The sequence below is a fragment of the Planctobacterium sp. AWM4_229 genome (assembly GCF_056160305.1).
The window spans coordinates 107,989-122,192 of sequence record NZ_JBSWWX010000006.1 but is presented as its reverse complement, the minus strand read 5'-3'; the positions used below and the strand labels follow the sequence as shown (position 1 = coordinate 122,192).

The following is a 14,204-nucleotide window of genomic DNA, read 5'->3' as shown; positions in this document are numbered from 1 at the left end:
TTCAGCAGGAACTTGCGCCATGAGTCGTTTCTTGGGTCAACACATTCTCTCGGTTAATCAGTTTGATCTGGATGCCATAACCCAAATCTTTAATGTCGCCGATACCATGCAGGTATACACGCGCCGGGAAAAGCGCACTACCGTGTTAGATGGTGCCATTTTGGGTAACCTGTTTTTTGAACCTAGTACCCGTACCAGAGTCAGTTTTGGTACTGCCTTTAACTTATTAGGTGGTGAAGTACGGGAAACGGTTGGTGTGAGCAATTCTGCCCTGGCCAAGGGAGAGTCCTTATACGATACGGCCAGAGTACTGAGCGGCTATTCTGATGTCATCGCCATGCGCCATCCGGATGCGGGTTCGGTTGAGGAATTTTCCAAAGGCAGCCGGGTCCCCTGTATCAATGGCGGTGACGGTCCCAATGAACACCCTACTCAGGCCTTATTAGATCTCTACACCATTAAAAAAGAACTGGCTTTCCATCAGCGTGATATTAACGGACTGCACATTGCCATGGTAGGTGACCTAAAGTTTGGCCGCACCGTACATTCATTGGCCAAGCTATTATGCCTGTTTAAAGATATTCGCTTTACGTTTATTGCGCCGAAAGAGCTCGGCATGCCTGATTACATTCTGGATACCATCACGAATGCCGGACACCAATTCAACATCCAGGACTCATTAGATGGCCAGGTTGATGCCGATATCTGTTATCAGACGCGAGTGCAAGAGGAACGCTTCCCCTCCAAAGAAGAGGCCAATAAGTACCGAGGGAAATTTCGCCTCAATCAGGCGATTTACACCCAGCATTTTCAGTCCAAAACAGTGATAATGCATCCGCTGCCGCGAGATTCACGCGCCGATGCCAACGAGTTGGACAACGACCTGAATCAAAACCCCAATCTGGCGATTTTCCGTCAAACTGATAACGGTGTATTAGTAAGAATGGCGTTATTTGCCTTAGCATTGGGTGTTGAAAATAAGGTTAAGGACTACGAGCGCGCCGTGCCTTGGCATTATCACAGCAATTAATCACGACTCATTTGACATATTAAAACCAGACCAGCAAAGAGAGCATCAATGCAAAAATCTGAACAACTTTTTTCCCAAGCAAAGCAACATATACCCGGCGGTGTAAACAGCCCCGTGCGCGCATTTAAAGCCGTTGGTGGTACCCCGCCTTTCATCAGCAAAGCCGATGGCCCTTACCTGTTTGATGCCGATGGCAAACAGTATATCGATTACGTTCTCTCCTGGGGGCCCATGGTGTTGGGTCATAACAATGAGATGATCCGCAAAGCAGTGGCTGACGCCATAGAAAACGGCTTGAGCTTTGGTGCCCCCACCGAATTGGAAGTACAGATGGCAGAGCTCATCAGTACACTTGTACCAAGCATGGAAATGTCACGTATGGTTAATTCGGGCACCGAGGCCACTATGAGTGCCATCCGTCTGGCCCGTGGTTTTACCGGTAAAAACAAAATATTGAAGTTCGAAGGTTGTTATCACGGCCATTCCGACAGTTTATTAGTGAAAGCGGGCTCAGGTGCCCTGACCTTCGGAGTCCCTAGTTCACCAGGCGTGCCAGAAAGCGTGGCACAACATACCTTAACCGTTGAATTTAATAACCTGGCAACTGTGGAAGAAGCCTTCGCCCAATGCGGCGATGATATCGCCTGTATTATTGTCGAACCCGTAGCCGGGAATATGAATTGTATCCCGCCAGTCCCCGGATTTCTCGAAGGTTTACGCGCAATCTGCGACAAACACAGCGCATTACTGATTTTCGATGAAGTTATGACTGGCTTTCGCGTGGCATTGGGTGGCGCACAGGCGCACTACAACATCAAACCAGATCTTACCTGTTTAGGTAAAGTTATCGGTGGCGGTATGCCGGTAGGTGCGTTTGGTGGCAAACGCGAAATTATGGCCCATCTGGCACCAAGCGGCCCCGTGTATCAGGCGGGTACGCTATCTGGTAACCCCATTGCTATGAGCGCAGGTCTTGCAGCGCTGAATGCGATTCAGGCGCCGGGTTTGTATGAAACCCTGAGCCACAACACTGAAAAGCTGGCACTGGGCATTCAGGCGGAAGCCAAGACCGTTGGCATACCAATGACGGTAAACTACGCCGGTTCCATGTTTGGCATTTTCTTTACAGAGGTAGAGAAGGTGGTGAACTACCAGCAAGCTATCAATTGCAACACCGAGCAATTTAATCGCTTTTACCATAAAATGTTGGAGCTAGGAGTTTACATGGCTCCTGCATCCTACGAAGCAGGCTTTGTATCAGCCATGCACTCTGAAGCCATCATCGACCAAACAATTCAGGTGGCCCGTAGCGCGCTGGAAAGCCTGTAATTGCTCACGAAAAGCCGGGGCGACTGTATCGCTCCGGCTCTCAAATACATTTTTTAACTATCCGTGATATCCGTTATTTTTAGTTCCAGTAGCAATTGGTAACATTCCTTTGGGAACTTATTTCTCGCATAAGCCTCTATCACTTAGTTTTATTTGGTAAGTAAGCTAAGTTGCACACCATTAATTTAAACCTGATAAATCTCAATCTGGACGAAGTTTCGCTAGAACCATCACACAGTATTGTGGTGCAAAGCATTGCGGGTATTTCGGATACCGATTCGAAGGCGGCCATAAAAATCCGCTTAACGGAAGATATTGCGGTGTTGCCCTTGCCCGGTATCAGCCTGGGGCTTGAGGTTGAGACAAAGGACAATCAGGCCAACAAGACCAGGGATAAAAGCAATAAAGCGCTGGTGCTCTGTTCGTTAGCTATACATGCACTGGGAATTGCTGCGCTAGCCTGGCTGAGCGCCCGTCATATCCCTCACATTCTGAGTATCCCTGAAGAAATCACCCCCATTCAGGCAACGCTCTATTATCCACCAATACCCCAGCTTAACGAAGTTCCGGCTGAATCACCAGAAGCCTTAGAAACAGTGCCCATCGAGACAGCCCCTACTGAAATACCTGTTGCTGAGCTCCAAAACAACATTCTCGAGTCAGATCAGCAGCCATTGGCCCAAACATTCCCAGAGTCAGAAAAAGCAACAGTATCCGATGCAGCGATAACTGAACCAACCGAGCCGTCTCCTGAAGTGGCCGTTGCTAATGAAAATCCCATTACGGAGTCGGCAGTCGAAACAACAGAAACGGGAAATCAACTTGAGCGACTCAACCAGGCACTCAGTTCACATTTAAACCGCATTAATACGCAACAAATGCAAGCGATGAGCGAAGCGGCTACTGCCAATCGACAGCAACAATTTTATCAGCAACAGACGCAAGGCTACCAATTACCACAAGCCGAGCCGGAAATGAAAATAAAGAAAATAGATTGCAGCGGCACTGCTGGCAAAGCTGCAGGATTATTATCTGGATTGATGGGCGGCACGCTGCGCTGTAGTGACACCCCGGACTTCCAAAAGTATATAGACGCGCGACTGAATAAGCCGTCAAAACAAAAATAATCCGGTTCCAGCCGCCAGATATAGAAAGCACTTCAGGAACCGAACAGCCGCTCCCACAAGGATTTTTTCTTCGGCTCAGGTACCTTGCCATCACAGGTGGTGGCATCTGGCAATGCAGGTAAATAGGCCGGCACACTCAAACCATCAGTACAACCGGGTACCTTGCGACTACCATCCACACCAGAAAAGTGAGCAATACCAACCCCTTCAGGAAAGGTCTGATTGAAGGTTTTCGGATAAATCGACTTCTGCATGTTGATGAAAATAGACATAGCACCAGCGGAGCCAGTAAGCCCGGTTTCCAGGTTGTCGTCATTGCCCACCCAAATGGTAGTAGCCATGCGGTTGTCCATACCGCTAAACCAACTATCTCGATAGTCATCTGTGGTGCCGGTTTTACCGGCAAAGTTCACCCTTGGAAACACTTGTTTAAGGCGCTTTCCGGTGCCTTCTCGGGTTACCTTGTGCAAGGCGTAGTTCACCAGGTACGCGGCGGCTTTATCCACTCGCTGCTCCGGAACATTCATGCGATACCAGATGGGATTGTCATCGTGAGAGGAAATAGCAGCAATGGAATGCAGTTCTTGCCTGATCCCGAGATTAGCCACAGTCTGGTACATCTGGTTCACTTGTTTAGGAGACAAATTCAGCGCTCCAAGCGTCATAGCGGGGTAAGTATCGAACTTCTCTCTAACGCCCAGGCGCTCAATAGTATCCGCTACATTTTCAAGTCCGAGAGACATCCCAAGTTTCACTGTTGGCACATTGAGAGAATGGGAAAGCGCCGTCAGCAGGGGTACGCTTCCACGGAATTTTTTGTCCACATTTTGTGGCTCCCAATATTTGCCGTAAGTGCTTTTTAACTTAATAGGTTTATCTTCAATAGGGCTGGCCAGGGTATAAACCTCAGGCTGTTCAAGTGCCGTTAAATAAACAGCCGGTTTGATTAATGACCCCACCGGTCGTCTGGCATCCAGCACCCGGTTAAAACCTTGATAATCGAAATCTTTTCCGCCCACCAATGCCCGAATAGCGCCACTGCGAAAATCAGAAGCAATAATGGCTGCGTTCAACTCCACGGTTTTTCGGCTTGTTTGTAACCCCGCCAAGGTCTGCTCTGTTGCATGCTCCGCCGCTCGCTGAATATGCGGATCCAGGGTACTGAAAATCTTGATGCCGGAGTCTCTTAATTCCTGGGCAGGCAACACTTCGCGTAGTTCGCGATTTACCTGCTGCATAAACGCCGGATACTTATGCTGACTTAATATGCCCTTATTCACTGCATTAAGCGGACTCTCTACTGCACGAGTGTAGGTTTCCCGGTCAATCTTATCTTGCTCAAATAAAGTGCGTAATACTACATCTCGGCGCTTGCGGGTATTGTTAGGATGACGAAACGGATTATAGGCGGAAGGTCCTTTAACCATGCCTACCAACGTCGCTTGTTCCGCTAGATTTAGTTCCGCCAAAGGGCGATTAAAATAGTAGTAACTGGCAAGCCCAAAACCGTGAATGGCCAGATTTCCCCGCTGACCGAGAAAGACTTCATTGAGATAGGTTTCAATAATTTCATCTTTGCTGTAACGCAAATCAATGATGACCGCCATAATTGCTTCATTGACTTTGCGCACCAGACTGCGCTCCCGCGTTAAAAACAGGTTTTTGGCTAATTGCTGCGTTAAGGTAGAACCACCTTGCACCGTTCTGCCTGCTTTTATATTGGCCACCAAGGCTCTTAAAATGGCTAATGGCGCCACACCATGATGCTGATAAAAGTTTCTGTCTTCGGTCATCACCAGGGTTTCAATTAACGATGGTGGAACCTCCTCCAGCGGCAATAAAATTCGATCTTCCCGGCTCTGGGTAATAATACGCGTCACCATCATAGGCTCAAGGCGCGCTGCGTTAACCTGGCTGGATACCGCATTATCGAAAATACTCACCAGTCGATTATGCTGCAGCTTAATACGCAGTTGTCTGGCGGACTCAAATCCTTCAGCAAATGCAAACGCACGTCGGAAGATACGCAGCTCACTACCTTGTTCAGTGAACTCGCCGGGCTGATTGAGAATGGCGACTTTGCGGTAGCCCAATAATTCCAGCTCCTGCAATATCTCAGCTTTGCTGATCTCCTGCCCCTGTTGTAACAGCAGAGGCCGTGCGAAGAGTTGCGCCGGAACCACCCATTTATTGCCGGCAAACCGCGTTTTGATTTGTGCATCCAGATAAAAACCGTAAGCGAATAACGCCACTAAAAAGACAACGGTAAGCTTCCAGAAATATTGTTTGAACCAGCGAAATGGTGTGCTTAATAATTTCAAAGTTCAATCCTGATATTAAGATGGTGGATCTATGCCCAATGGCCATTGGGGGGCTATACTATCGCGAAATCGTTAGCAAAACATGGAAAAAATGCGCGCATTTATTGGCCTGGAGCCATCCCCTCAAACCAAAATAAGCATCGCAAATTGGCGGGAGAAAGCTTATCCGCAATTGCAGGGCGAAATTCCAATTGAGAACTTGCATTTAACACTGTGCTTTTTGGGTAACATCGATGAACAGCAACTAGAGCACATTACTCAATTGGACAGTATTGCCACCTATTTGCAACTGAGCAGTCACGAAGTTGGCTACTTTGCCAAACCCGCTATTGGCTTTCTGGCCATTGAGTTAACGTCTCAACTTGCTCTGCTGCAAGCCCAACTGGTAAAACAACTCAGCAGCCTGATACGATTGCGTAAACAGTCTCAGTTTGTGCCTCATATTAGTTTTTGTCGCGGCATTGAAAACGCTTTACCGGCACCGGCAATCGCACCTGATTTTAAGTTTGAAGTGGATGATTATCATTTGTACCAATCATTGCCCGGCAAAGGCAGAGTGCACTACCGCGTTATCCACACCTGGAATAGGATATAAAAATAAGCAAAAACCATTTTGCAAAAAAATTGGGTATACTGGACCACTTAGTCAAAATTTTTCAGGAACACTATGCGACAAACGTTTCGCCTTATCATTGACTGTCCTGACCAGGTGGGCCTGGTGGCAGCAGTGAGTCAGTTTTTGGCAGAGCACAACGCCACTATCGTTGAGGCCAGCCACCACACGGATCTTCAGACGGGTCGATTCTTTATGCGCCACGAAATTTGCGCCGACAATATTTCCATGGACTTAAATCAATTTAAAAGCCAATTCGTGCCCATTGCCGAGCAGTTCAACATGCAATGGAAGCTCATCGATTCCCACGAAAAGCAAAAAGTAGCGTTGCTGGCCAGTAAAGAGTCTCACTGTCTAAACGATATCTTGCACCGGTGGCACACGGGCGAATTGCATTGCGACATTCCCTGCATTATCGCCAACCATCCTCAAATGCAGCAATTTGCCGACTGGTATGATGTGCCTTTTCATTGGATTGATTTCAGTGCCACCAGTAAAGCTCATGCCTTTGAAGAAATTGAAAACCTGTTGGATCACTACAACATCGACGTAATGGTGCTGGCTCGCTTTATGCAAATCTTACCGCCTGAAACCTGTGAAAAGTGGCAAGGTAAAGCCATTAACATTCACCACAGCTTTCTGCCTTCCTTTGTAGGCGCTAAGCCCTATCAACAAGCCTACGAACGCGGTGTTAAACTCATTGGTGCCACTTGCCACTACGTAACGCAAGATTTGGACGCTGGCCCTATCATTGAGCAGGAAGTAATACGTATCAGCCATAGCGATAGCGCCGAAGACATGGTGCGTAAAGGTAAAGAGTGTGAGAAATCAGCCCTGGCCCATGGCCTGCGCAACCACCTGGAAGAGCGCGTTATCATTCATGGCAACAAGACCGTGGTATTCGCCAAGTAAACGCGACGCTTATCAGCAATAAAAAAAGCCCGAACTGATTCGGGCTTTTCTTTATCTATTAATCTGTAATATTTGTACAAACTGAAAATATCAGCTCTACCGCGTTATCCAACAAAAATCGCATTGAGCAACATGTAGAACACAATCGCCATCGCAGCGCCGGCAGGCAATGTAACCACCCAGGAAACCACGATGTTACGGGTAGTACCCAGATTGAGGTTACCCACTCCATTGGCGATGCCCACCCCAATCACAGCACCCACTAAAGTCTGGGTGGTGGATATGGGCAGCCCTGTACCTGAGGCAATGACAACCGTAGAGGCTGCGGCTAACTCTGCGGCAAAGCCTTTGCTGGGTGTCAATTTCGTTAAGCCATGGCCAATGGTTTGCATTACGCGTTTGCCAAATAAAGCTAAACCGGCAACGATACCCACAGCACCTAAAGGCAATATCCACCAATCCAGCGCCGCTTTAGCGCCAATTTGCCCTTCATTAGACACCACACTTACCACCGCCGCTAATGGTCCAATAGCGTTCGCAACGTCGTTAGAGCCATGGGCAAACGCCATACAACAAGCCGTGATCACCATTAATACCGCAAACACTTTTTCGATACTGCTATAGGCATCGATTCCGGTATGGGTATCTTCGCGCAAAACGCGATTGATCATCCAACGCCCCACCAGCGCGACAACAATTGCAATTGCGATGGCAAGTAAAAAGCCAGTGGTTTCCGGAAGACCCAGTCCCACGTGTTTAAGTCCTTTCTTGATGGTAACCAAAGACAATACAAAGCCCGCCAGCGCCATATAAAAAGGCACATAGCGTTTGGCGTTTTTAAGAGGTTCATCGGATTTCAGGATAAGTTTTTCAGCACTTTTATAGGTTAACCAGGACAATACTCCCGCCAATAATGGTGTTACTACCCAACTGCCTACAATACCGCCTACTTTGCCCCAGTGGACGACTTCCGTACCGACGCCAAATACTGCAAAACCGATAATGCCGCCCACAATCGAATGCGTGGTAGACACAGGCCAGCCAAAATAACTGGCGATAATCAGCCAGACACCTGCTCCCGACAGTGCCGCTATCATGCCGAATACGAGTTGCTCGGGAATATCCACGAAATAGCCCGCATCGATAATTCCTTTGCGAATAGTGGCAGTTACTTCGCCCCCTGCCAGCCAGGCACCTGCGAATTCAAAAATCATCGCCACCAAAATCGCCTGCTTAATTGTGAGCGCTTTGGCCCCAACCGATGTACCCATCGCATTAGCGACGTCATTGGCGCCAATACCCCATGCCATAACAAAACCGACAAACGCAGCCAGAACAATGAGAATTAAGCCGTATGCCTGAAGAATATCCATTAGAATCCTGAAAAACTAAAAAATTAAATCTTGGGGTTGCGATGCACCATAACCCGGTTTTCGCCCACCCGGCGAATACGGCGCGAAGTTTAACAAAACCGACAGAATGTTACAGTATTGCAATCTTAATAAAGCAGAAATTTAGCAAAAGAGTAGTTATGTGCCGTAAAAAGCATAGAATTTGACGGTTTTGTGGACTATTTATGACGCAAGTTGACGCCTCTGACAAAATAAATCACGTATTCACAGATATTTTTACAGCGATCGCCGATGCGTTCCATAGAACGCAATGACCACAACACTTCCAGCCAGGCGGGGTCGATTTCGTCTTTTTTCTGCATCTCCTGAATCACTTCAATGAGCAATTGTTTATACTGTTCATCGACTTTCTTATCTTGAGCATGCACGGCTTCAGCCGCACTATCATCCATGCGGGCAAAGGCATTCAGGGTGTTTTGAAACATTTCCAGAATCAAATGACCAATATCATACATATCGGCTTTGATGCGTTCCGACACCGGAATTTGGCCATTGGCCACCATGCGCGCAATTCGCTCTACTTCATCCCCGATGCGCTCTACGTCCACATTGATTTTTACCACAGTTAAAACCAAACGCAGATCACTGGCTGCCGGATGGCGACGTGCAATGATACGCATGCATTCTTCGTCGATACGCAATTCCATGTTGTTTACTGTGGCATCACCCAGCACTACTTTTTCGGCGGCTCGTCGGTCATTGGTTTTTAAGGCTGTCAAAGTGCGATTCAAGTAAAGTTCGACTTCTCCCCCCATAGCCAGTACAGCGTTTTTAAGGGTTTCCAGCTCCTCATTGAACTTGCCTGATATGTGAGAAGTCATATTAAAAGATTGCATGGGTACTCCTGATTAGACACTATCCAAAACGGCCCGTGATAAAGGCTTCTGTTTGTTGCTCCAGAGGCATGGTGAACATCACATCCGTGCTGGAATATTCAATGAGTTCGCCGTTATTCAAAAAGGCGGTTTGGTCGGAAACCCTGGCAGCCTGCTGCAGATTATGAGTAACAACAATAACCGTGTGCAGCTCTTTTAACTGAAAAATAAGCTCCTCGATCATCAGCGTAGAGATAGGATCCAAGGCGGATGTGGGCTCATCTAGCATCAAAATATCTGGCTCCAACGCCAATGCGCGCGCTATTACCAGGCGTTGCTGTTGCCCGCCAGATAACTTCAACGCCGACTGGAACAAAATGTCTTTCACCTCTTCCCACAAAGCAGCCTGCATCAAGGACCGCTCAACAATGTCATCTAAAATACGACGGTCGGTAATACCTTTGATACGCAATCCATAAACGACGTTTTCATAAATAGAAATGGGAAACGGATTGGGCTGCTGAAACACCATACCCACTTGCGTGCGCAGCGCTGGTACATTTTGTTTGGCGTGATAAATATTGCGCCCGTTGATATAAACACTACCGGAAACCTTGGCTTCAGGATTCAAATCAGTCAAACGGTTAAAGCAGCCTATCAAGGTGGACTTGCCGCAGCCACTGGGTCCAATAATCGCTGTTATGCTCCGTTTGGGAATCTGCATTGAGATATTTCTAAGTGCCACCTTGTCGCCAAAACGCAACGACAGTTGTTCAACATCAATTGCAATATCGTCGTGATGATCTTGTTTACGACGTTGATTTGCCAACATGCTGTCCCGACTCCTTTTCATCAATAGCCATATCTGGTTTGTAAGCGATTGCGCACCATTATCGCAATGAAGTTCAGTATCAATACCACCAACAGTAAAAGCAAGCAGGTAGCGAACATCATGCCAGCCCCCTGCTGAGTAGATTGACCGTGAAACGCGCCATCATAAATCAAAACGCCCAAATGCATAAACTGTCGTTCCAGGTGCAAGTAGGGAAACTCACCATCCAGAGGCAATACTGGTGCATAGCGCACAGCACCCACCATAAGCATTGGAGCTACCTCACCCGCAGCTCTGGCTACGGCAAGGATAATGCCAGTGAGTAAGCTGGAACTGGCCACCGGCAATACGATACGCCGAATGGTTTCATAACGAGTGGCTCCTAAGGCATAACTGGAATAACGCAATGACTCCGGCACTCTGCGCAGGCCCTCTTCCGTGGCCACAATCACCACAGGTAAGGTCAGTAGCGCCATAGTCAATGAGGCCCAGAGCAAACCCGGTGAACCAAATGTTGGATTAGGTAAGGTATCTGCGTAAAACAGCTCATCGATACTGCCGCCCATCTGATAAACGAAAAAGCCCAGACCAAACACGCCATATACCACTGAAGGCACTGCCGCCAGGTTGCTCACGGCTAAGCGAATCAAGCTAACCACCGCGTTATTTGGCGCGTATTCCGTTAAATAGATAGCCGCCATAATGCCTAAAGGGGAAACTATAACAGCCATCAAAAGTACCATTAGTACCGTACCAAAAATGGCCGGGAATACCCCACCCGACTGGTTGGCATCACGGGTATCTTCGGTTAAAAACAACACCAAATTGCTGCTCATTACACCCAACTTACGAAAGACACTCATGCCATTGGGATAAAACACCTGACGCACCTCTTGAAGAGGTAAAGCTTGTATTTCAGAGGTCGCATCCAGTACTACGATATTGTATTGAGCTAATGCCTTCTCAATCTCAACTAGCTCCTTGCGATTAGATTGATAGCGCTCCAATAGTGATTGCATGGCCGCGGAATCATCTGTTATCCCTTTTGCTCTCAAACTGGCAATAGCAGTATTGATGCTCACCATATCGCCTTCGTTGATACTGGCATATTGTTCCTGCAAATCAGCAACAATGCTCATAGCTTGGGGTAATTGCTCCAGCTGCAATCGCTCTCCGATAATATTGAGATGCATTGGCTGAGCCAGTAAAAAACGGCCGTCGTTTAAGTCGATACGAGCCAGGTTATCAGGTTCCTCGATGCTACTGATATACTTAGGATTTAGTAACACCTGGGTTTGGTTCCGAGGTCTTTGCCATGAATCCTGGTTAACCCAAATGCGCCCCTCTCGACCAGTTTGTAAGCGCTCACTCAATACATAGCCGAAAAGTCGTTGGTTGGCGGTAGCACCGGGCTGATAATTGACAAGCTGAATACTCTTTGGCCAGAAAAATTCCAAACCCTTGCCAATCACCAGGATCAATATGCCCAACAGGGCAAAAACCACCATCGCCTGGGCGAGGCTGGCAAAAAATTTAACGCTTTGTTCTTTGAGCGCGAAAAGGAAGTGATCAGGCCGTTTCATAATTTATAGCGATGCCTTAGGCGAATACGCAAAAACTCCGCAAGCGTATTAAATACAAAGGTAAACATAAACAACAGCAGAGCAATAAAAAACAACACCTGATAATGCACGCTATCCGGTTGTGCTTCTGGCAACTCAATGGCCAGATTTGCCGTCATGGAGCGCATGCTTTCTAATAAGCTCCAATCGGCCACCGGTGTATTACCACTAACCATTAATACGATCATCGTCTCCCCAACAGCCCTGGCAAAGCCCAGCATGAGGGCAGACAAAATCCCCGGCAAAGCGACTTTTAAGACGATCCGCAACAGAGTTTGAGTACGCGATGCTCCCATTGCGAAGGAGGCCTTCGCCAAACTACTTGGCACCTGATAAATGGCATCTTCTGCAATGGTAAATACCGTGGGGATAATGGCAATCCCAAGCGCAATAGCAAGTACAAAAGTGCTTTTCAACTCAGAACTCAATATGCCACCAGTGTCGGTTCTCCACAACCATCTAAACCAGTCTGGATTCGCTGTCTGGAGCCAGTGAAAGCCAAACAAAAATGCAAAAATTAAGAGAGTGAAAAACAACAGCTCCCAACCATAAATATTGCGATGTCGATTGGTTTCATTGAGCCATACAAACAACAATAAAAACAGCGGGGTAAACAACAGAAATAATAAGACCGCAAGCAAATAATTTTCTGATACCGGCAATAGCCAAATGGCGGCCAAAAAACCAATGACCACCGAAGGAATGGCTTCCAGTATTTCCACATAGGGCTTAATCAACTGGCGCAACCTCGGCCCGGCATAATAGGCAGTGTAAATGGCACTGCCAATCGCCAACGGCATCGCTACCACAATAGCTAAAAAAGCAGCCTTAATACTTCCCACAACCAAAGGGACTAAACTGAATTTCGCTTGCGCCTGGTCCGTTGCAGAAGAGGTTTGCCAGATGTAATCAGGACCGGGGTAGCCATCATACCAAAGCTCATGCCAAAAACTGGCAAAAGACACGACAGATTCCGGGTTCTCAACTTTCCAGTGCTGCAATGTCTCACCGCTTTGCAACCAGATATCGCCGGCTCTGGCCACAAGTTGTTCAAAGGCTGGCAGCGTCTCCACATAATCGGTTATTTCCCCAGTGGTAGCATTAATAAAGAACTGCTTGCCGTCGACAAAAGCCACCACCAGGTCCCCGGAAACATGCATCAATTTTTGTAGTTGCCTGCCCGGCAAAGGGAATTGATAAAGTCTCTCCAATGACATAATTCCGTTGTCATTTACCAGTGACCACTTTTCCACCATCATTTGTGCATTCACCAGCAGTACCGAGCGTTGTGTGGACAAACTGACTGCCACTAAAATGTCGGGTTGCTGAGCACCTCGATAATATTGGAACTGTTCATGCTGAGCATCCAACATCATTAAGTGACCACCAGCAAATAGCAATTCAAGGTTATCACTATCTATTCGCTGAGGTTCAGAGTTACCCAGGTCAATGTTTTTGATATGTTTTTTCAGTGCTCTACTATGACGGTCGAACTGAAGATAATGCCAACCATCGACAATGGATTTAATGAGCAACGTAATTTCCTGGGCGCTGAAATGGGGTTGCCAACTCAGATTGGATTCCGGTTGAATGGTAGCGGGCAGGCGCACACTAAACTCCAGCTTTTTTTGCCCGCGATGAAGTCCATCAACGGACCAGGCACGAAACAAATTATTGGCACTAAGTTCCAGTAAGTAGGTTTGTTCAGCGTGAGTTTCCATACGCAGATAGCCGCATGACACCCCCGGAGCAGCCATTGAGTGGCTGTGACGAGACTCAACCGGATAGCGCTGCATCTCGCCGTCATGCGGTTTTCGCAGTAATGATAGCTGGCAGGTTTGATTGTCTAAGAGCAATATTTCGTCACTGCTAAAACCCGATTGAGCATTGATAAGGCGCTCATCCGACTGCAATGGAAACTGATATTGGGCAACGAAAATCGGGTCATCCAACAAGGGCCGGGTCACTGAAAACAAATGCCAGATCAAAATCAACAAAGTAACCAATACCAGCCAACCACCGAATGTAATTGCTCTGGTAACCCGGCGGTCTATTTTGACGCGCTGTTTTTGCAGTTGCTTTAGATGATCTCTGGCCAATGTCGGTACTTATGTAATTATCAGGAATTCGGTCGACAACAGTTTGTCCGCTTCAAGCTGACAAACTTTTGAAAGGTAACATACTTTACTAA

The 14,204-nt window shown here is 47.4% G+C and carries 11 protein-coding genes; 5 read left to right on the top strand and 6 right to left on the bottom strand.

The window, feature by feature from the left end; translation table 11 throughout:
* Window positions 1–19: 19 nt before the first annotated feature.
* The 3 genes from ACXAGP_RS14475 to ACXAGP_RS14465 all read left to right on the top strand — a co-directional run bounded on the left by ACXAGP_RS14475 (window position 20) and on the right by ACXAGP_RS14465 (window position 3,486).
* Window positions 20–1,030: an aspartate carbamoyltransferase gene (locus ACXAGP_RS14475; protein WP_475262276.1), complete on the top strand. Its 1,011-nt coding sequence runs from the start codon at window positions 20–22 to the stop codon at window positions 1,028–1,030.
* Window positions 1,031–1,078: 48 nt separating this feature from the next.
* Window positions 1,079–2,359 carry a glutamate-1-semialdehyde 2,1-aminomutase gene (gene hemL, locus ACXAGP_RS14470; protein ID WP_475262275.1) on the top strand — a complete coding sequence of 427 codons (1,281 nt, stop codon included), beginning with the start codon at window positions 1,079–1,081 and terminating at the stop codon, window positions 2,357–2,359.
* Between the two features lie 170 nt (window positions 2,360–2,529).
* Window positions 2,530–3,486 (top strand): hypothetical protein, encoded by a 957-nt coding sequence (locus ACXAGP_RS14465; RefSeq protein ID WP_475262274.1) that lies wholly within the window; start codon window positions 2,530–2,532, stop codon window positions 3,484–3,486.
* A 32-nt stretch (window positions 3,487–3,518) separates the two neighbouring features.
* Here the strand turns inward: ACXAGP_RS14465 and mrcB are convergent, their stop codons facing one another.
* On the bottom strand, window positions 3,519–5,807 hold the full coding sequence (gene mrcB / locus ACXAGP_RS14460) for a penicillin-binding protein 1B (RefSeq protein ID WP_475262273.1): 2,289 nt from the start codon (window positions 5,805–5,807) through the stop codon (window positions 3,519–3,521).
* 91 nt (window positions 5,808–5,898) lie between these two features.
* Between mrcB and thpR the strand changes: the two genes are divergently transcribed.
* Both thpR and purU read left to right on the top strand, forming a co-directional pair.
* On the top strand, window positions 5,899–6,402 hold the full coding sequence (thpR, locus tag ACXAGP_RS14455; protein ID WP_475262272.1) for an RNA 2',3'-cyclic phosphodiesterase: 504 nt from the start codon (window positions 5,899–5,901) through the stop codon (window positions 6,400–6,402).
* Window positions 6,403–6,474: 72 nt separating this feature from the next.
* Complete coding sequence (purU, locus tag ACXAGP_RS14450) at window positions 6,475–7,332, top strand: formyltetrahydrofolate deformylase (protein WP_475262271.1); 858 nt, start codon at window positions 6,475–6,477, stop codon at window positions 7,330–7,332.
* Between the two features lie 104 nt (window positions 7,333–7,436).
* On the opposite strand, the gene ACXAGP_RS14445 is transcribed toward purU, so the two are convergent.
* From ACXAGP_RS14445 to ACXAGP_RS14425, 5 genes are all read right to left on the bottom strand, one after another.
* A complete protein-coding gene (locus ACXAGP_RS14445) occupies window positions 7,437–8,705 on the bottom strand; it encodes an inorganic phosphate transporter (protein ID WP_475262269.1) in 1,269 nt (422 codons plus the stop codon).
* A gap of 197 nt (window positions 8,706–8,902) precedes the next feature.
* On the bottom strand, window positions 8,903–9,580 hold the full coding sequence (phoU, locus tag ACXAGP_RS14440) for a phosphate signaling complex protein PhoU (RefSeq protein WP_475262267.1): 678 nt from the start codon (window positions 9,578–9,580) through the stop codon (window positions 8,903–8,905).
* 19 nt (window positions 9,581–9,599) lie between these two features.
* Window positions 9,600–10,391, bottom strand: a complete 792-nt coding sequence (gene pstB / locus ACXAGP_RS14435) for a phosphate ABC transporter ATP-binding protein PstB (protein ID WP_475262265.1) — start codon at window positions 10,389–10,391, stop codon at window positions 9,600–9,602.
* 20 nt (window positions 10,392–10,411) lie between these two features.
* Window positions 10,412–11,974 (bottom strand): phosphate ABC transporter permease PstA, encoded by a 1,563-nt coding sequence (gene pstA, locus ACXAGP_RS14430; RefSeq protein ID WP_475262263.1) that lies wholly within the window; start codon window positions 11,972–11,974, stop codon window positions 10,412–10,414.
* Complete coding sequence (locus ACXAGP_RS14425; RefSeq protein ID WP_475262261.1) at window positions 11,971–14,112, bottom strand: ABC transporter permease subunit; 2,142 nt, start codon at window positions 14,110–14,112, stop codon at window positions 11,971–11,973. The genes pstA and ACXAGP_RS14425 overlap by 4 nt, the downstream gene beginning before the upstream one ends.
* Between the last annotated feature and the right edge of the window lie 92 nt (window positions 14,113–14,204).